At 47.2% G+C, this 16,829-nt stretch carries 17 protein-coding genes; 10 read left to right on the top strand and 7 right to left on the bottom strand.

The window, feature by feature from the left end:
* Window positions 1-2 precede the first annotated feature (2 nt).
* Window positions 3-491 (bottom strand): 5-(carboxyamino)imidazole ribonucleotide mutase, encoded by a 489-nt coding sequence (purE, locus tag XMA127_RS07585; protein WP_173480908.1) that lies wholly within the window; start codon window positions 489-491, stop codon window positions 3-5.
* A gap of 103 nt (window positions 492-594) precedes the next feature.
* On the bottom strand, window positions 595-1,488 hold the full coding sequence (locus XMA127_RS07590) for an AEC family transporter (RefSeq protein WP_173480907.1): 894 nt from the start codon (window positions 1,486-1,488) through the stop codon (window positions 595-597).
* A gap of 96 nt (window positions 1,489-1,584) precedes the next feature.
* Between XMA127_RS07590 and XMA127_RS07595 the strand changes: the two genes are divergently transcribed.
* Window positions 1,585-2,793: an MFS transporter gene (locus tag XMA127_RS07595; protein WP_173483946.1), complete on the top strand. Its 1,209-nt coding sequence runs from the start codon at window positions 1,585-1,587 to the stop codon at window positions 2,791-2,793.
* Window positions 2,794-2,856: 63 nt separating this feature from the next.
* The gene (locus XMA127_RS07600; protein WP_173494427.1) at window positions 2,857-3,435 is read left to right on the top strand and encodes a 2-hydroxychromene-2-carboxylate isomerase; all 579 of its coding nucleotides are present in this window, start codon (window positions 2,857-2,859) and stop codon (window positions 3,433-3,435) included.
* A gap of 110 nt (window positions 3,436-3,545) precedes the next feature.
* Here XMA127_RS07600 and XMA127_RS07605 read toward each other — a convergent pair whose 3' ends face one another.
* Window positions 3,546-5,171, bottom strand: coding sequence for an alpha-D-glucose phosphate-specific phosphoglucomutase (locus XMA127_RS07605; protein WP_173480904.1), 1,626 nt, complete (start codon window positions 5,169-5,171; stop codon window positions 3,546-3,548).
* An 80-nt stretch (window positions 5,172-5,251) separates the two neighbouring features.
* Entirely contained in the window at window positions 5,252-7,057 is a 1,806-nt protein-coding gene (locus tag XMA127_RS07610; RefSeq protein ID WP_173480903.1) for an EAL domain-containing protein, read from the bottom strand.
* Between the two features lie 110 nt (window positions 7,058-7,167).
* Between XMA127_RS07610 and XMA127_RS07615 the strand changes: the two genes are divergently transcribed.
* Window positions 7,168-8,103, top strand: a complete 936-nt coding sequence (locus XMA127_RS07615; RefSeq protein WP_173480902.1) for an AEC family transporter — start codon at window positions 7,168-7,170, stop codon at window positions 8,101-8,103.
* A gap of 173 nt (window positions 8,104-8,276) precedes the next feature.
* Here the strand turns inward: XMA127_RS07615 and XMA127_RS07620 are convergent, their stop codons facing one another.
* Complete coding sequence (locus XMA127_RS07620) at window positions 8,277-9,221, bottom strand: Gfo/Idh/MocA family oxidoreductase (RefSeq protein ID WP_173480901.1); 945 nt, start codon at window positions 9,219-9,221, stop codon at window positions 8,277-8,279.
* A 126-nt stretch (window positions 9,222-9,347) separates the two neighbouring features.
* On the bottom strand, window positions 9,348-10,559 hold the full coding sequence (locus tag XMA127_RS07625) for a LysR family transcriptional regulator (RefSeq protein ID WP_173480900.1): 1,212 nt from the start codon (window positions 10,557-10,559) through the stop codon (window positions 9,348-9,350).
* A gap of 143 nt (window positions 10,560-10,702) precedes the next feature.
* Between XMA127_RS07625 and XMA127_RS07630 the strand changes: the two genes are divergently transcribed.
* The 6 genes from XMA127_RS07630 to XMA127_RS07655 are packed head-to-tail and all read left to right on the top strand — an operon-like array spanning window position 10,703 to window position 15,538.
* The gene (locus tag XMA127_RS07630; RefSeq protein WP_173480899.1) at window positions 10,703-11,710 is read left to right on the top strand and encodes an amidohydrolase family protein; all 1,008 of its coding nucleotides are present in this window, start codon (window positions 10,703-10,705) and stop codon (window positions 11,708-11,710) included.
* Window positions 11,711-11,720: 10 nt separating this feature from the next.
* Window positions 11,721-12,398 (top strand): 4-carboxy-4-hydroxy-2-oxoadipate aldolase/oxaloacetate decarboxylase, encoded by a 678-nt coding sequence (locus tag XMA127_RS07635; RefSeq protein WP_173480898.1) that lies wholly within the window; start codon window positions 11,721-11,723, stop codon window positions 12,396-12,398.
* Entirely contained in the window at window positions 12,391-13,449 is a 1,059-nt protein-coding gene (locus tag XMA127_RS07640) for a 4-oxalomesaconate tautomerase (RefSeq protein WP_173480897.1), read from the top strand. Before XMA127_RS07635 ends, XMA127_RS07640 begins: the two co-directional genes overlap by 8 nt.
* 15 nt (window positions 13,450-13,464) lie before the next feature.
* Window positions 13,465-14,337 carry an amidohydrolase family protein gene (locus XMA127_RS07645; RefSeq protein ID WP_173480896.1) on the top strand — a complete coding sequence of 291 codons (873 nt, stop codon included), beginning with the start codon at window positions 13,465-13,467 and terminating at the stop codon, window positions 14,335-14,337.
* Window positions 14,338-14,346: 9 nt separating this feature from the next.
* Window positions 14,347-14,703 (top strand): protocatechuate 3,4-dioxygenase, encoded by a 357-nt coding sequence (locus tag XMA127_RS07650; protein WP_173480895.1) that lies wholly within the window; start codon window positions 14,347-14,349, stop codon window positions 14,701-14,703.
* Window positions 14,696-15,538 carry a class III extradiol dioxygenase family protein gene (locus XMA127_RS07655; protein WP_173480894.1) on the top strand — a complete coding sequence of 281 codons (843 nt, stop codon included), beginning with the start codon at window positions 14,696-14,698 and terminating at the stop codon, window positions 15,536-15,538. Before XMA127_RS07650 ends, XMA127_RS07655 begins: the two co-directional genes overlap by 8 nt.
* A gap of 180 nt (window positions 15,539-15,718) precedes the next feature.
* Here the strand turns inward: XMA127_RS07655 and XMA127_RS07660 are convergent, their stop codons facing one another.
* Entirely contained in the window at window positions 15,719-16,384 is a 666-nt protein-coding gene (locus XMA127_RS07660) for a GntR family transcriptional regulator (protein WP_173480893.1), read from the bottom strand.
* A gap of 183 nt (window positions 16,385-16,567) precedes the next feature.
* Here XMA127_RS07660 and XMA127_RS07665 point away from each other — a divergent pair, with 183 nt between their 5' ends.
* Window positions 16,568-16,792 carry a DUF2798 domain-containing protein gene (locus tag XMA127_RS07665; RefSeq protein ID WP_173480892.1) on the top strand — a complete coding sequence of 75 codons (225 nt, stop codon included), beginning with the start codon at window positions 16,568-16,570 and terminating at the stop codon, window positions 16,790-16,792.
* Window positions 16,793-16,829: the final 37 nt, after the last annotated feature.

Consider the following 16,829-nt stretch of genomic DNA (forward strand, 5'->3'; position numbering starts at 1 on the left):
GCTTAACCTCGTGGATCTGGATTATCTAGAACCGTTTGGCTCTGTTCATTACGCCAATTTTGCAGACGAACGGCGAGCTCTGCATCGGTTGTTGCTAGCATCTGAGAGGCCAGTAGCGCGGCATTAAATGCACCTGCTCCACCGATAGCCAGGGTTCCAACAGGAATACCACGTGGCATCTGAACAATGGATAGAAGACTGTCTTGGCCGCTCAATGCCTTGCTCTGCACAGGCACACCCAGCACAGGCACAATGGTTTTAGCAGCAATCATACCTGGGAGGTGAGCCGCACCACCAGCACCGGCAATAATAACTTTGATGCCATTGTCGGCAGCTTGTTCAGCAAAGCGGAACATCTTATCTGGGGTGCGATGTGCCGATACCACTTCAGCGGTGTACTCGACACCCAGTACATCTAGCATCTTGGCGGCTTCTTCCATGGTTGGCCAGTCTGATTTAGACCCCATAACTATTGCAACGCGGGCGCTCATTCATTTCTCCATATCGAGTTTGATCTCGAAAAATAGGCAGTCGGTATCGACAAAAAAATAAGCGTGAAATTATAGCAAGAAAGAGTCAGCCAGACCTACCCTTTTAAACCAGTGCTGACTGAAAGTTGAAGATCAACACCAGTATTACAAGGCTAACAGGAATACTGGTAATGGTAAGAGCGGCAATACGATCGACAGGACCGCCATATCGAACCGTTAGAACATAACTCATCACAGCAACCGGCATCGACATCTGAATAAGCAGTGAGAGCGCTGCAGTGGTATCGATAGTAATTAGGGATACAACCAGCCAGGCAATCAAAAAACCCGACAAGGGTCGGTAGATGGATAAACCTGCAATGATGCCAACCTGACGGGCACCCCCTATCTTTAAACGGGCTAATGAGCGGCCTAACAACATGACCATAATCGGTATGGCTATACCGGAGATAGAATCTAAAGCACGACTGATAGGCACAGGAATCGTCAAATCCATCGATACCACGATTGCACCTGACAAGAGTGCTAACAGAGGCATATTGGTGACCAGTGAGCGCCAATTGTATTGGCCTGACATGGCGGTGGTTCCTAATGTCCAGTGACTAAGCGTCACAGTTGTTGAAATGATGACCGCAGATGCCAGAGCCTCAGGCCCCAACAGTGCAAAGACCAGTGGAATACCTAAATTGCCCGTATTGGGGTTGACCAGTGTCGAGAGATAGAAGCGCGGTGAGGTGTTAAGCAGCTTGCAAAAAATGGCTATCAGAGTAGCACCGACCGCTAAGCAGAGAGCGGTCACTCCCATCAAATACCCCATCTCTGTGACGGGAACTTTCATCTGAGTCACCGAGGTAAACACCAGAGCGGGCAAGGCGATCTGGCTGGAGAGCATGGCCAAACCAGGGTGTTCTAGGTAGTCCGTTTTTCGTGCCAGAAAGAAACCAAGGACGGCGATCAAAAAAACCGGAGTAATAGCAGAGATAAAAGCTGTAAACATGGAGTCACTATCTTAATGTTGGATGATGATTATACAGTTGTCCGCAAATAGATAGGCAACTATCATTGAGCGATTCTTCTTTAAGCTGGATCAAACATGACTCAGAGACTCTCCCCTTCAACGATTTTCCTGATCGCCAGTGGCTGCCTATTATTGATGATCTCCTTTGGTATACGGTCGAGTTATGGTTTGTACATGCGTCCTATTGAGGCTTCAACCGACTGGGGGCGTGACATCATAGGCTTTGCCCTAGCCTTGCAAAACCTGAGCTGGGGAATTATGTCGGTTTTCACTGGCGGGCTTGCCGACCGTTTCGGAAATCGCAACGTCCTGTTTGGTGGCGCACTGGTCTATGCCCTAGGTGTTTATCTAACAGCTGGTGTGTCGGATCTTTTCACGCTTAATGCAGGATTAGGGTTTCTCGTGGGTGCTGGCGTCGCCGGCACTTCGTTTGGCATCGTTCTTCCTGCTTTAGTTCAATCCGTTCCACCAGAACGACGTGACTGGGTACTCGGTTTGGGCACCGCTTGTGGCTCTGCTGGTCAATTTGCGCTTGTTCCATTGGTTCAGATGTTTATCTCTGATTTTGGCTGGATCAACTCACTGCATATTCTAACGGCTATCGCACTATTGATGATGTTGTTAGCCATTCCTCTGAATGCTAAAAAAAGTTCTGTCATTAAAGAGACGGATCAAGGATTTGCTGAAACAGTGCGATTAGCCGCTGGTCACAAATCCTACTGGCTTCTGGTATTTGGCTTCTTTGTCTGTGGCTTTCACGTCGCATTTATTACAGCGCACATGCCAGCCTATTTATCAGATTTAGGCTTCGCGCATCAGGTCGGTGCTTGGTCTCTCTCATTGATTGGTCTGTTCAATATCGCTGGGGCGTTCTGGGCCGGCAATATCTGTCGCAAGCACTCACGATCGAAGCTACTGGTGGCAATCTACGGAGGAAGAACGATTGCGATCGCCCTCTTCTTGATATTCCCTATCACGCTGACATCGGTGCTTATCTTCAGTGCAGTCATGGGGCTGCTGTGGCTAGCAACCGTTCCACCTACGTCCGGTATCGTTATGAACATGTTTGGTACACGATACATGGCCACCCTGTATGGTTTCGTCTTCTTTAGTCATCAGGTCGGGAGTTTCTCTGGAGTCTGGTTAGGCGGCTATCTCTACGAAACTTATGGTCATTATGAGTACATCTGGTGGGCCGGTATCTTCTTTGGTTTGATGGCGGTTATTCTTCACTGGCCGATTGATGAAAAACCACACCCTGCATTTGTGGCTAAAAAGAGCTAAGGGTTAAATTAAGATCCGCAACGACTTGCTATTCGTAACTCAGTAAAACAAAAGGATTCGTTTATGAGTCATACCATTCATTATTACCTATCACCAATCTCGCCGTTTACCTGTCTAGCAGGCAATCTATTAGAGAGAGAGGCTCCTGCCGAGGTGGTCTATCACCCATTCGATATTGGTCGCCTGTTTGCTGCGACAGGCGGTGTACCTGTTCCTCAGCGTTCGCCACAGCGTCAAGCTTATCGTTTAGCTGAACTTGGCCGAATTCAAAAACAACGCGGAATCACCATTAATCTTAAGCCAAAGAACTTCCCCGTGGATGGTCGCCCTGCCTCTAAACTACTACTTGCGGTTAGAGACGCAGGGTCGGATGTGCCAGGTTTAGCCCGAGCACTCTTGAGTGCCGTATGGCAGAGAGATCTGAATATTGCAGAGGACGCTGTGTTAGCTCGACTTCTCGATGAACTGGGTATTGATTCAGCTCTATTAGAGCAATCAAAAGGCTTAGATGATCAGTTGGACAAAGAGACTGACGAAGCCATTGAGGCTGGTGTCTTTGGCAGCCCCTTCTACATCGTTGATGGAGAACCCTTCTGGGGACAGGATCGTCTAGAACAGGCGATCGAAAGAGCCAAAAGTTAAATTGTCGCGGTTTGCCCTTCGGGCAATTCGCTCCTACAAACGGAGCGTTAAATTGTAGGAGCGAATTGGAGCGCAGCGACAAACCGCGATCCATAGGGCCACACCTTCTATCAAGTAATAACGTCAGGTTCTGTGCGTCCTGTAAATTGCTTAATACCGATCAACTGATTCGCCAACTCGATTAAAGGTTTCAAAGCTGCTTGTGTGTCAGTAATCGACTCATCCTGAGTAAACTGATCTAGATAGACACGCAGCGTAGCACCGGCCGTACCGGTTCCAGATAGCCGAACAACGATACGACCTCCGTTATCGAACAGCATTCTAACTCCTTGATTATGACTGACGGAGCCATCAACAGGGTCTGAGTAGCTGAATTGATCGGCCAGAGTCAGGGTAACGCCATCAAAGGTCTCTCCTGCAAGACTATCCAAAGAGGCTGTTAGCTGCTGCATCATATTGGCTGCACTGTCTGAATCGATTGATTCATAGTCATGGCGGGTAAATAGATCCCTTCCGAATAGAGACCAATGATCTTTAACCAGATCAGAGACCGATTGACCGGTCGCGGCCAGAATATTGATCCAGCATAGAACAGCCCAAAGTCCATCTTTCTCGCGAACATGATCTGAACTGGTACCAAAACTCTCCTCACCACAGAAGCTGATACGGCCATCATCCATCAGGTTGCCAAAAAATTTCCAACCGGTAGGAGTCTCATAACAGTTGATACCGAGTTTTTCAGCCACACGGTCAACTGCACGACTGGTTGGCATTGAGCGAGCGACACCCTTCAATCCATCTTCATAGGCGGGAATCTTTTGTGCGTTCGCGGCTAATACAGCCAAACTGTCACAAGGGTTTACATAAAAATGGTTGCCAATGATCATATTTCTATCGCCGTCCCCGTCCGAAGCGGCACCGAAATCTAACCCTTGTTCATTGACTTGTTTGACCAATTCGGCTGCATGTACAAGATTGGGGTCGGGGTGATGACCACCAAAATCCTCTTTTGGAATCGCGTTGATAACGCTCTCTTTTGGTGCGCCCAACCGGTTGATGAATATCTCTTGTGCATAAGGCCCAGTCACGGCATGCATGGCATCGAAACGAAATGTGAAATTTGAACCGCTCAAGAGCTGTTTCATGATTTTAAAATCAAACAACTCCTCCATCAGATCGGCATAATCTGTGACAGGATCAATCACCTTAATCAGCGCATTTCCAATGCTAACCTCTCCAACACTATCAAGATCTACAGGTTCAGCATCAATCGTAAAGTATCGAGTAATGGTTTCCGTCGTTTGGTGAATACTGTCCGTCTGGGTCTCACTTGCAGGGCCACCGTTGGCACGATTAAATTTAATGCCAAAGTCTTCATCAGGGCCACCTGGGTTGTGACTGGCTGACAACACCAGTCCACCGACTGCACCATATTTACGGATCACACAGCTGGCTGCTGGCGTTGAAAGAATTCCTGCTTGACCCACGATTAAGGTTTCAAAGCCATTGGCGATCGCCATTTTAATAATGGTTTGAATTGCCTCACGGTTAAAATAACGACCGTCACCACCGATCACGAGTGATTGGCCTTGGCAGCTCTCTAAAGAGTCAAAAACAGCCTGAACAAAATTCTCTAAGTAGTTAGGTTGTTGAAATACTTTAACCTTTTTTCGAAGGCCAGACGTACCTGGTTTCTGACCAGAGTAAGGTGTTGTTGTGATGACTTTTCTATTCATTAAGACCACATATAGATTAGGTTTAAACCATTAACGATTGGAAAGAGTTAGATAAAAACTAGCAAGATATATGCCGCTTTTTAAACATCATCTTCAACTAATTCTAAGCCGTAATATTGAAGAAACTCAGTAGCCGGCATCGGTTTACCAAATAGGAACCCCTGCACCTGATCAACACCTAATTTAAGCAGTCTATCTGCCTCCGAGGCGTTCTCAACCCCTTCTGCTACGACTGTCAGCCCCTCCGCTTTGGACAAATATACGACCATTTTCGTTAAATGCTCAGACGAGGGGTTTAGATGAATGTCTTTGATAAAGGCTCTATCTAGTTTGATGGTATCGGCGGGTAGGTTTTGAAAATAGGCGAGTGAGCTCATACCGGTACCGAAATCATCCAAAGCGATTGAATAACCTAGCTCTTTCACGGCATCTAAGGAGCGCTTTAAGTTATCCAAAGAGACGTCTGTCTCCTGTTCAGATAGCTCAATCTGTAACTCTCCGGCACTAAAACCGTACTTTTCTTGGACCTGACTCAACTCGTAGGTGACACGCAAATCCTGAAGATCATTAGCGCTTAAGTTAAATGAAACCGAGATCGGTAGACCCGACTGTTTCATTGTTTCACAAAAATGTGCGGATTGCTCAACGACACTGTTTATAAATGTAAGCCTGTATGGGGAGGACTCAAGAAGATCGACAAAATCTTTTGGTGTTAGCAAACCTTTCTCAGGGTGAATCCAGCGGACCAGTGCCTCCGCACCTACCAGTCTATTGTTATCTTTAATATCGACCTTAGGCTGAAAGAACATCTGTATCTCATGGTTAGCAAATGCCTGAGAGACTTCATAAGATTGAATATCTGTTTGGCCGTTAAGATGATCACGATCTTTCAAATTGAATCGAGCAAAATCTGTTTTCTCTTTGGTGGCACGCACAAATACTGTATCCAAGTTATGCAGTGCACTATCCAGATCAGTTGAGTCATTAGGGGTATCGGTTGAAACAACAATCGGCGAGAGATCCGTTGCCTCTTTTTTTAACTGACGAAGTCCACGCTCAAATGCGTTCCAAAACCGTCGCTCTGACATCAGAACGTAAACCCCATTATCAAGCCTGCCAATGGATGCACCTGCAGGACAAACTTCCCTTAACAACTGATTAAATTGAGTAACGCTCTCTTTAAATTCAATCGAACTTTCTGAACTTTTTCCTACACTATCCAAGATATTTTTAATGTAGACACCATAGACTCTTACAACACCGTCAGGATTCTTATTTTTGAGCCAATCAAAATGCTGATGAATTTGATAATTGTCTATAAATTCAGACGTTAAGTCGCTGTTTTCTTTACACTCTTTATAAAAAACAAGAGAGTAGATACGATTAAACAGCACCGCTACTGAACCATAGACCAGCAAGGAGTAAGAGAGCGTTATTAGATGGGTATAGAGCTCAGAAATCAGCTCCTCTTGTACTCGATAGGAGTGAATAAATAAGAGGAGAGAGAGCCAGATAGGTATGAAGAGTAATACCCATTTTTGAGCCAATACAAAGCGAAGCAATACTGGCAAAAGCGCACCTGACAAATAGGCTAATGCTATATCATCCGACACTAAGGCTAGCGATATTGAACCAGCTCCCATAGTAAGGAAAGCTACAGCTCCACCCCAGCTTAAATGAATACGGTGCACAAAATATTGGATGACTAACAAAGAGAGAGTGAGCGGGTAAAAGTAGGAGCCCGTCAATGAATCTGTGAAAAGCTGCTGAAGCAGAGATAAAAGTGAAAGTGCTAATGATATCAACAGCAACGCATTAATCAGCAACCTAAACAGGCTTCGACGGTTCTTGAACCAGTTACTGCGGTTGTAATCTCGAACTTGCATTAGCCATCACTTTTTCGAATAGATTATTGATTTTATGGTAATCAGGGGCGAATCGCTACCACCAAGTCTCAGGGCTCGATAAGATAGAACCTCTTTGATGACAGGTTTAGATGATGAACGTTCTCGGGATTACCGCACCGCTCTTTACGTTAATGGCTCTTGGGTTTTTAGCCGTTAAATATAACGCACTGTCTAAGGAGGCTATCCCTGGGATAGCCCGCTTTGTTTTGGTTTTTTGCATACCGGCGATCATTGTCGGCAATCTATCTAAGAATAGCCCTGCTGATATCTTTAATAGCGATTACGTATCGATTTATGCTATTGCCGCAGTCGCTACCTTCTTCATTTCGTTGGGTCTGATTCGGAGCGTCAGACAAGGTGATGCTAAACAGTCATCAGCATTAGCCATTGGGGCCGCTATGCCCAACAGTATTTTTGTTGGCTACCCTATTCTGCTGCAGGTCATGCCCGATATGGCCGCTCAAGTATTAGTTGTCTGTATACTGGTCGAAAACCTAGTGGTGCTTCCGTTAGCGCTCCTGACTACTGAGTACTTCTCAGCTGATCATAAAGACAAAACGCTGTTAGGCTCACTAAGCTCAATTTTTAAACGCCTGATCAACAACCCGATACTCATCGCAATAGCGGTTGGCTTAATTTTATCGTTGAGCGGCTTTCAACTGCCGTTGTTCATCGACGAAAGCTTAGGGGTGCTCGCAAAAGCGGCTGGTGGCGCAGCACTGATCGTTATTGGAGGATCTTTAGTAGGAAACTCTATTCGCGATGATTTGAGTACTTTAGGAATGATTGCAGGGGCAAAACTGTTGATTCAACCTGCTCTAGCCCTTCTGCTGATTACCCTCTGGTGGGACTTTGATCGACAATGGCAGATAGCTCTAATTGTCATCACCGCTTCACCCATGTTCACCATCTACCCTATTCTCGCTGCACCTTATGGCGCAGCAAAGACGGCTTCCAGCTCATTGCTGCTGACTACGGTCGCGTCTTACGCGACGCTAAACACTGTTTTGGCGTTTGTGTTGTAGGTTGGAGCGTAATTTGAGGGCGGATGACAGGCTGAAGCCAGTCACCGGTGCTTGCCTTGACATCTTCGTGCCAGTGACTGGCCTTCAGCCTGTCACCTGCTCTCTCAGCGTCTTCCAGTGAAGAAGACAACAAAAAGGCCGCTACAGCGGCCTTTTTAACGACAAGCCAACACTTAATCCAAAAGCTGTTCTAGCTGGTGTAGTGTCTCCATCGCAGGCAATACTTGCTGAACGCTTGAGTTTGGCTCGCGGCCTTCGCGAATTGCAGAAATGAACTCACGATCCTGAAGCTCGATGCCGTTGTTAGAAACAGCAACGCCAGAGAGATCAATTGGGTTCTCGTTACCATCAACCAAATCATCGTAACGGGCGATGTAGGTACCCTTGTCACAGATGTAACGGAAGAAAGTACCAAATGGACCGTCGTTATTGAAAGATAAAGAGAGTGTACACAGTGCACCGCTCTCTGATTTCATACCAATCGACATGTCCATTGCAATGTTAAGTTCTGGGTGAATCGGACCCTGCATCGCTTGTACTTTTGTACACTTCTCGCCAGTCTGGTACTGGAATAGATCCACGGTGTGACAAGCGTGGTGCCAAAGCAGGTGATCCGTCCATGAGCGCGCCTTACCCAGAGCGTTCTTGTTAGAACGACGGAAGAAGTAAGTTTGAACATCCATCTGTTGAATCTTAAGCTCACCCGCTTGGATTTTGTTATGAATCCACTGGTGGCTTGGGTTGAAGCGGCGAGTCTGACCCGACATGGCTACCAAACCCGTGCGCTTTTGTGCCTCCACCAGTTTGATTGAGTCTTCAATGTTATCCGCCATCGGAATCTCAACCATGACGTGCTTGCCTGCTTCAAGACACTGAATAGACTGAGAGGCGTGCATTTGAGTCGGTGTTGCAAGAATGACCGCATCCACATCATCGCGCGCAAGCGATTCAGCAAGATCTGTTGTTGCGTGAGCGATACCACGCTCTTTAGCAAACTCAGCAATGGCATCAGGTTTAGTACCAACGACTGACGTCACAACAACATCCTCAATGTTACTCAATGCATCTAAGTGTTTTAGACCAAATGCGCCCATAGCGCCTGCAACACAAACTCTCATTAGTGTCTCCCTAATTCGAATGGATAAATATTGTCCCTAAGATTATCAAAATGGATCTTTCATAGAACCGTTAAAAATTCTAGACGTCATTCAAAAATGTGAATGTAAGCTTAGACAAAACCGCTTCTAAGATACGGCCAGCCGCAGTAGATCAATAAATTTTTGCTGGGCATTAGTGGGGTTCCATGAGCTGCGACGGGTAATGCCGATTGGGCGTTTAGTGCCTGACATCTCAAAAGGAAGCACCGCCAAATCCCCTTTGGATAACTCAAATTCCAACTGATGCTGAGAGATTAATGTGAGTCGATCACCGCCAAGTAACAGCTCTCGAATCAGCACATGGGAACTGGTTTCGACGATGGATAGACCTTCCCTCTCCTCACCTTGCAGAATCAGTTCTTCAAATAGGTTGCGGGTTGGCGCCCCACTTCTTGGGATAACCCAACCGTAGTTAAGAAGGTCCTCTCGAGTAATCTGATCTATATTGAGAGCGGGATGCCCTTTGCGTGCCACAATTGCTAATGGAGGCGCTATGAGTTCTTCTTGAACAATATCACTGGTTGGGATCGGGAAACGCAACGCACCGACCAAGAGATCCACATCCCCCTGAAGGATATGGGCTAAAAGATCTTCATAGGGCCCATCAACCAACTCTAAAGTGATACCAGGATAAGCTTTGGTAAATTCATTAATCGCTTTGGGCAACAGAGAGGTGCGTGCTAGTGGCATGCTGCCGATGCGCATCCGTCCCACTTCACGACCATCACCAAGGCCTGACAACTCTTGAAGCCCCTGATGAATCTCTGAAATGGCCAACTTGGTTGATTTGGAGAACACTTTGGCCGCTCGTGTTGCCGCAATGCCAGTACTGGTCTTTTCGAACAGCGACAGCCCCATGAGTGACTCGAGCTCACGAGCTGATCGATGCAGTGAAGATTGTGATACACCCAGATTACGACCTGCAACGCTGTAGTTTTGCGCATCGGTAACCGCTACTAGTGCTTTTAATTGGGTCGTCGTCAGCTGCGTCATGATGCGCTCAATCGTCTCCATACGACGATTCGACATGGACGACAGTGCATCGGCCAGACCTAATCTTAGAATAGCAAAGGCGCTGTTGACCCTCGCTTCCCAGACGCCACCAGCTTCAGTCAGATACATCCCGCTGGACTGGCGTTCAAACAGCTTTACACCCAGCAAGCGTTCTAACTTCGCAATGGCTTGAGTCATCGCAGGTTGAGAGAGAAAGACACGCTCTGCAGCCTGACTTATACCTCCTGCATTGGAGACCTCAATGAATACCCGAAGATGTCGTATGTTAGGAAGATTCTTGAACATAAGGGTCATTGTAACCTGATGTGATTTAAATACCTATATCAAAAACAAATACCTAAAAAGTAAAAACTAAATAGCTTAAAAAAGGCGATATAGAGAGGATAGAAAAATAGAAATCCAATTCATTATAAAAGGACGTTTGAGACATGATTATCGATTGCCATGGTCACTACACAACCACACCTCCTGGTGTTGGCGCTTGGCGTGAAGCTCAAAAAGCAGAAGTAGAAAAGAATCCAGATTTTGTTGGTGAAAAAGGCGACTTTGGTGTTACTGATGATGAGATCCGCGAGTCGATCATCAACAATCAGTTAAAACTTCAGCAAGAGCGTGGCACTGATCTTACTATCTTCTCACCTCGTGCTAGCTGGATGGCTCACCATGTGGGTAATGAACACACCTCTAAATTCTGGACTGAAAACCAAAACGATCTCATTCGTCGTGTCTGTGACCTATTCCCAGAGAACTTTGTTCCTGTTGCTCAGCTGCCTCAATCTCCAGGTGTTGATCCAGCTAAATCTGTACCAGAGATCGTTCGTACCGTTGAAGAGATGGGTTTTATTGGTATTAACCTTAACCCAGATCCATCAGGTGGCCACTGGAATGGCAGCCGCCTTTCGGCTCGAGAGTTCTACCCTATCTACGAGAAGATGTGTGAATACGACATTCCAGCAATGATCCACGTATCAGCTGCCTGCAACCACAACTTCGATACGACAGGTTCACACTACCTAGGTGCTGATACCACGGCATTCCAGCAGTTGATGATGTCTGATGTATTTAAAGACTTCCCAACACTTAAGATCATCATCCCTCATGGTGGCGGTGCAGTTCCTTACCACTGGGGTCGTTTCCGCGGAATGGCATTGGATAAAGGTTTCGAACTTGAAGAGCGCGTATTGAATAACGTCTTCTTCGATACCTGTGTCTACCACCAGAAAGGTATCGACTGCCTTCTAGATGTCATCCCAACTGAAAACATCCTTTTCGCATCAGAGATGATCGGCGCGGTTCGTGGTATCGATCCAGAGACAGGTCACTACTTTGATGACACTAAACAATACATCGACGCGACAACTAAAGTGAATGCTGAGCAGAAAGAGATGATCTTCTCTGGCAATGCTCAACGTGTATTCAGTCGTTTGAAGGTTTAAGGAGAGGATTATGGCAGAGAACGTAGTTGTTCAACATATTGAACGTGCTGATTCAGAAGTAATCGCAGGTCTAGCTAAATTGGGCGTTGCAACCGTTCATGAAGCTCAGGGTCGTCGCGGTCTATTAGCACACTACATGCGCCCAATCTACTCAGGTCGCTCTATTGCAGGCAGTGCAGTGACAATCTCTGGTGCTGCCGGTGATAACTGGATGATGCATGTTGCTATTGAGCAGTGTAAACCCGGCGACATCATGGTGTTTGCGCCAACTTCACCTTCTGTAGATGGCTTCTTTGGTGATCTACTGGCGACCTCAGCTAAATCGCGTGGCGTACAGGGCCTAATCATTGATGGCGGTGTTCGTGATACTGCTATCCTTAAAGAGATGGATTTCCCAGTCTGGTCTAAAGCTGTTTACGCCAAGGGCACCATCAAAGAGACTCTGGGCTCAGTGAACATCCCTCTGGTCTGTGCTGAAGCATTGATCTACCCAGGCGATATCATTGTTGCTGACGATGATGGCGTCTGTGTTGTTCGCCGCGATGAAGCCGAAGAGGTTCTTAAAGAGGCGCTAGCGCGTGAAGCTCGTGAAGAGGAGAAGCGTGTTCGCATGGCGAATGGTGAGCTAGGTCTTGATATCTACAACATGCGCCCTCGCCTTGAAGAGAAAGGCCTTAAGTATGTCTAATGGCATTCGCTGCATGTGGATGCGCGGCGGTACATCTAAAGGCGGTTACTTCCTAAAGAGCGACCTACCTTCAGATACTACCGCACGAGACGCTTTTCTTCTTGGCATGATGGGTTCTCCAGATCCACGCCAGATTGATGGTCTCGGTGGTGCTGACCCACTGACCTCGAAAGTTGCCGTTGTTAGCGCTTCTGATCGTGACGACGCCGATGTCGATTACCTCTTTTTACAGGCATTTGTTGATCAAGCAATCGTTACCGATGCGCAGAACTGTGGCAATATCTTGGCAGGTATCGGTCCCTTCGCCATTGAGCGTGGCCTAGTTCAAGCAACGGGCAATGAGACTCAGGTTCGTATCTTTATGGAGAACACGGGCCAGATCGCTATCGCGACAGTAGCTACACCAAACGGCCAGGTTTCCTATAAAGGCGACTCAAAGATTGATGGCGTACCAGGCACTTCGGCTGCGGTCCCTCTAGAGTTCCTTGATACAGCGGGTTCATCTTGTGGCGCCCTTCTTCCTACCGGTAACGCAGTTGATCTGATCGACGGTGTTGAATGCACCCTGATCGATAACGGCATGCCAGTAGTCGTAATGCGGGCATCGGATATGGGTATTACAGGCAGTGAGTCTCGTGAAGAGTTAGAAGCTAATAGCGACCTTCGCGCCAAGCTTGAAGCCATTCGCTTACAAGCGGGTCCAATGATGAATCTCGGCGATGTGACTGAGAAGTCTGTACCTAAGATGAGTATGGTGAGCGAAGCAACCGATGGTGGTGCGCTATCTACACGTACATTCATCCCTCATCGCTGCCACGCCTCTATCGGTGTATTGGGTGCAGTCAGCGTTGCTACGGCAGCTATTTTGCCGAACTCACCTGCCGCTTCAGTGGCCACTCTACCTGAAGGCACTAGAAAAACCTTAGCCGTTGAGCACCCGATCGGAGAAATGACGGTCGTTATTGATATCGATCAGGATGGCCAACCGAAAAGCGCTGCACTATTACGCACAGCGCGAAAACTATTTGATGGCGAAGTTTTCGCTGAATAATTAGGAATAAAGAACATGGATGCAGATTACCGCCCGTTTCACGACAACCCTAAAAAGCCTGACTTTGTAGCGCCTGCTGGTGCAGTGGATGCACACTGCCACGTATTTGGTCCTGCGGATAAATTCCCATACCACCCCAAGCGTAAATACACACCTTGCGATGCATCTAAAGATCAACTCTTTGCTCTGCGTGATTACCTTGGTTTCAGTCGTAACGTGATCGTTCAGGCTTCTTGTCACGGCACAGACAATGCAGCACTGGTTGACGCACTTGAGACTGCAGGCGATCTAGCACGCGGTGTAGCGGTCGTTGACCCAGCGATCACGGTAGAAGAACTTGAAGCGATGGATAAAGCGGGTGTCCGCGGTGTTCGATTTAACTTCGTTAAACGTCTAGTCGATACAACCCCTAAAGAGGTATTCCTATCGATCGCTGAGAAGATCAAACCACTAGGCTGGCACATCGTTGTCTACTTTGAAGCGCCAGATCTAGAAGATCTAATCCCGTTCCTTAACGAGCTAAACACAACCATCGTGGTTGACCACATGGGTCGTCCAGACGTGGCTAATGGTGTTGATCACCCTGACTTCCAGCGTTTCATGAATCTTATGCGTAACAACGATAAGGTGTGGACGAAAGTCAGCTGTCCTGAGCGTTTGACGCTACAGGCACCGGACTACTCTGACGTTGTGCCGTTCATGCGTGCACTCGTTGAAGCTTTCCCAGATCGCGTACTTTGGGGTACAGACTGGCCGCACCCGAACATGAAATCACACACACCTGATGATGGTGCACTGGTTGACGTGATTCCACAGATTGCCGTAACTGAAGAGCTACAGCGTAAACTATTGATCGACAACCCAATGCGTTTGTACTGGGAACGATAAGGAGTTCTTATGATTGAACCGATCATTGAAGGAACATACAAATTTGATGGCGTAGCAGCAAAACTCGGCTACAACCTCAATAAGATGTGTTTCTCTTTCAACGAGGAGAGCTGTCGCGAAGAGTTTCGTCAAGACGAAGCGGCTTACTGCGATAAGTTTAAGCTGAACCCTGCACAGAAAGAGGCGATCCTAAAACGCGACATCATCGCTCTACTTCGTAATGGCGGCAGTATCTACTACCTTGCAAAATTTGCAGGCACGCTTGGGCTTAACGTACAGGACGTTGGCGGCATCATGACCGGCCAAACGACTGAAGAGTTCCAAGCATATTTAGACAGTCAGGGAGTGGGCAAAACGAATGGCTAAAATCTTAGGTGCTATCGGCACATCACACGTTCCTGCTATTGGTGTAGCAGTTGATCGCGGCATTGAGGACACCCCTTACTGGAAAGACCTATTCGCTGCTTATGTACCAGTTCGCGAATGGATCAACGAGAACAAGCCAGACATCGCTGTACTGTTCTACAACGATCACGGTCTTGAGATGTTCTTGGATAAGAAACCAACCTTCTCTATCGGCTGTGCAGACGAGTACTGCAACGCTGATGAGGGCTGGGGTATCAAACCAATTCCACCTCTAACGGGTGAAACAGATCTATCTTGGCACATCGTTAACCACCTGATCGAAAACGACTTTGATCCAACTGTCTGTCAGGACATCAAAGTGGATCACGGCGCGACAGTTCCTATGTCTGTCCTCTACCCAGGCCATACCTACAAAGGCACTAAGGTGATTCCCATCGCCATTAACTGTGAACGTCACCCTATGCCTAAACCATCACGCTCATATGCTTTTGGTAAAGCGATAGGTGATGCCATTCGCTCTTGGGATAGTGACCAGACAGTTGTTGTTCTGGGTACTGGCGGTCTATCGCACCAGCTAGATGGCGAGCGTGCAGGCTACCTAAATACTGAGTTCGACCAGATGTGTATGGATAAACTGGTCACTGATCCAGAGTCACTGACCCACTACACCAATGATGAACTCACGGAAATTGCCGGTGCACAGGGTGTCGAGCTCGCCATGTGGTTAGCAATGCGCGGTGCTTGTTCTGGCCCTGTTGATGAGTTGGTTAACGTCTTGATCGCTCCAATATCAAACACTGCGGCTGGTGTACAGCTTCTTGTGCCTAAAGATTGATTCTGCGTGATGGTCTAAAAAAGCGCCTGTTGGCGCTTTTTTCTTGCCGAAATGATTCGGATTATTTTCGCGGTCTCAGCTGGGCTGAGATCGCTCCTACAGTAGGACTTCGGAAAAAATTATCTACGTAGCTCTTCTGTAGAAGCGAATTGGAGCGAAGCGACAAACCGCGACTTGCTTTTACCGCTCTGGAAAGAGCGTATTCATCACCTTCTCATTGGATGAACGGATGTGCAGTCTAAGCAGTTCTGTAGCCGTTTTAATATCTCGCGCAAATGCGGCATTCATAAGCTCTTCGTGTTCATCTTTACCTGATGGTTTATTCAATGGCTGGCTGGTTAATGCCAAACGGCGAAAGCGTTCACCCTGATCATACAGCGTCGATATGAAGCGTAACTGCCACTCAGAGGGACAGGCGCTAATGAGTGCCATGTGAAAACGGCGATTCTCACGAGTACGCGCAAGTACCTGATCATCTTCTTGCCCAGCAGACTGTGACTTAACCGCTAATTCGCGGTGGCGTGCTCCTGCAATGGCCGCCTCCCAATCGAGATCACCTAGCTTGATCGACTGCTTAAAAGCATCCACTTCAAGCATTTCCCGCAGACGACTCACCTCAACAAACTCATCCGCTGAAATAGGTGCAGCCCAATAACCACGCTGACCACGACGAGTTACCAACCCCTCTGCGGCGAGCCTTGAGAGTGCCTCACGAACCGGAGCCGCACTGGATCCATAACGGTTAGCTAAGACAGCAATCGATAACTTCGATTCAGGCTCTATATTGCCCTCTAAAATATCTGTACGCAGTTGTTGGTAGGTTGACGGGGTTTCTTGGTTTTCCACCCTTAGGCTCCATTTGTATCTATTAGCCTATATTTTCTCTTATCTTGAAAATTAAAGCTATTGAGCATTTAACTGTTTAAGTAGGTCTTAATCTCTTAGATATGTAGAATTCTGCTCTTAATATTTACAAGCTAATCCCGTATCATTGCCAATATTAGAATTTACTAATTAATAGGCTTATCTATGTTTCCTAAAAAACGCGCTCCTCTTATTCAATCAGTGTTAATGTCTCTGGTGATGGTAACGATCATGACCTTTGTGATTACCACGGTGAATACCGGTTTAGGTGAAGGTTTTATGGCTCGTTGGGGCTACGCTTATCTGGTTGCTTGGCCGATTGCCTTCTCTGTGATCCTAATTTTTGGTCGCCGAGTGGCTGCACTGACGCAAAAGCTTTGCACTAAGTAGGTTTTTAGATATCGTTGGCTGAACTCAATAAGGATTC

The organism is Marinobacterium sp. xm-a-127 (genome assembly GCF_013283425.1).
Lineage (GTDB): Bacteria > Pseudomonadota > Gammaproteobacteria > Pseudomonadales > Balneatricaceae > Marinobacterium_E.

Excerpts from the sequence above, each read along its gene's own strand:
- purE (WP_173480908.1), bottom strand. The coding sequence starts at position 491 with ATGAGCGCCCGCGTTGCAATAGTTATGGGGTCTAAATCAGACTGGCCA.
- XMA127_RS07590 (WP_173480907.1), bottom strand. The coding sequence starts at position 1,488 with ATGTTTACAGCTTTTATCTCTGCTATTACTCCGGTTTTTTTGATCGCC.
- XMA127_RS07595 (WP_173483946.1), top strand. The coding sequence starts at position 1,585 with ATGACTCAGAGACTCTCCCCTTCAACGATTTTCCTGATCGCCAGTGGC.
- XMA127_RS07600 (WP_173494427.1), top strand. The coding sequence starts at position 2,857 with ATGAGTCATACCATTCATTATTACCTATCACCAATCTCGCCGTTTACC.
- XMA127_RS07605 (WP_173480904.1), bottom strand. The coding sequence starts at position 5,171 with ATGAATAGAAAAGTCATCACAACAACACCTTACTCTGGTCAGAAACCA.
- XMA127_RS07610 (WP_173480903.1), bottom strand. The coding sequence starts at position 7,057 with ATGCAAGTTCGAGATTACAACCGCAGTAACTGGTTCAAGAACCGTCGA.
- XMA127_RS07615 (WP_173480902.1), top strand. The coding sequence starts at position 7,168 with ATGATGAACGTTCTCGGGATTACCGCACCGCTCTTTACGTTAATGGCT.
- XMA127_RS07620 (WP_173480901.1), bottom strand. The coding sequence starts at position 9,221 with ATGAGAGTTTGTGTTGCAGGCGCTATGGGCGCATTTGGTCTAAAACAC.
- XMA127_RS07625 (WP_173480900.1), bottom strand. The coding sequence starts at position 10,559 with ATGTTCAAGAATCTTCCTAACATACGACATCTTCGGGTATTCATTGAG.
- XMA127_RS07630 (WP_173480899.1), top strand. The coding sequence starts at position 10,703 with ATGATTATCGATTGCCATGGTCACTACACAACCACACCTCCTGGTGTT.
- XMA127_RS07635 (WP_173480898.1), top strand. The coding sequence starts at position 11,721 with ATGGCAGAGAACGTAGTTGTTCAACATATTGAACGTGCTGATTCAGAA.
- XMA127_RS07640 (WP_173480897.1), top strand. The coding sequence starts at position 12,391 with ATGTCTAATGGCATTCGCTGCATGTGGATGCGCGGCGGTACATCTAAA.
- XMA127_RS07645 (WP_173480896.1), top strand. The coding sequence starts at position 13,465 with ATGGATGCAGATTACCGCCCGTTTCACGACAACCCTAAAAAGCCTGAC.
- XMA127_RS07650 (WP_173480895.1), top strand. The coding sequence starts at position 14,347 with ATGATTGAACCGATCATTGAAGGAACATACAAATTTGATGGCGTAGCA.
- XMA127_RS07655 (WP_173480894.1), top strand. The coding sequence starts at position 14,696 with ATGGCTAAAATCTTAGGTGCTATCGGCACATCACACGTTCCTGCTATT.
- XMA127_RS07665 (WP_173480892.1), top strand. The coding sequence starts at position 16,568 with ATGTTTCCTAAAAAACGCGCTCCTCTTATTCAATCAGTGTTAATGTCT.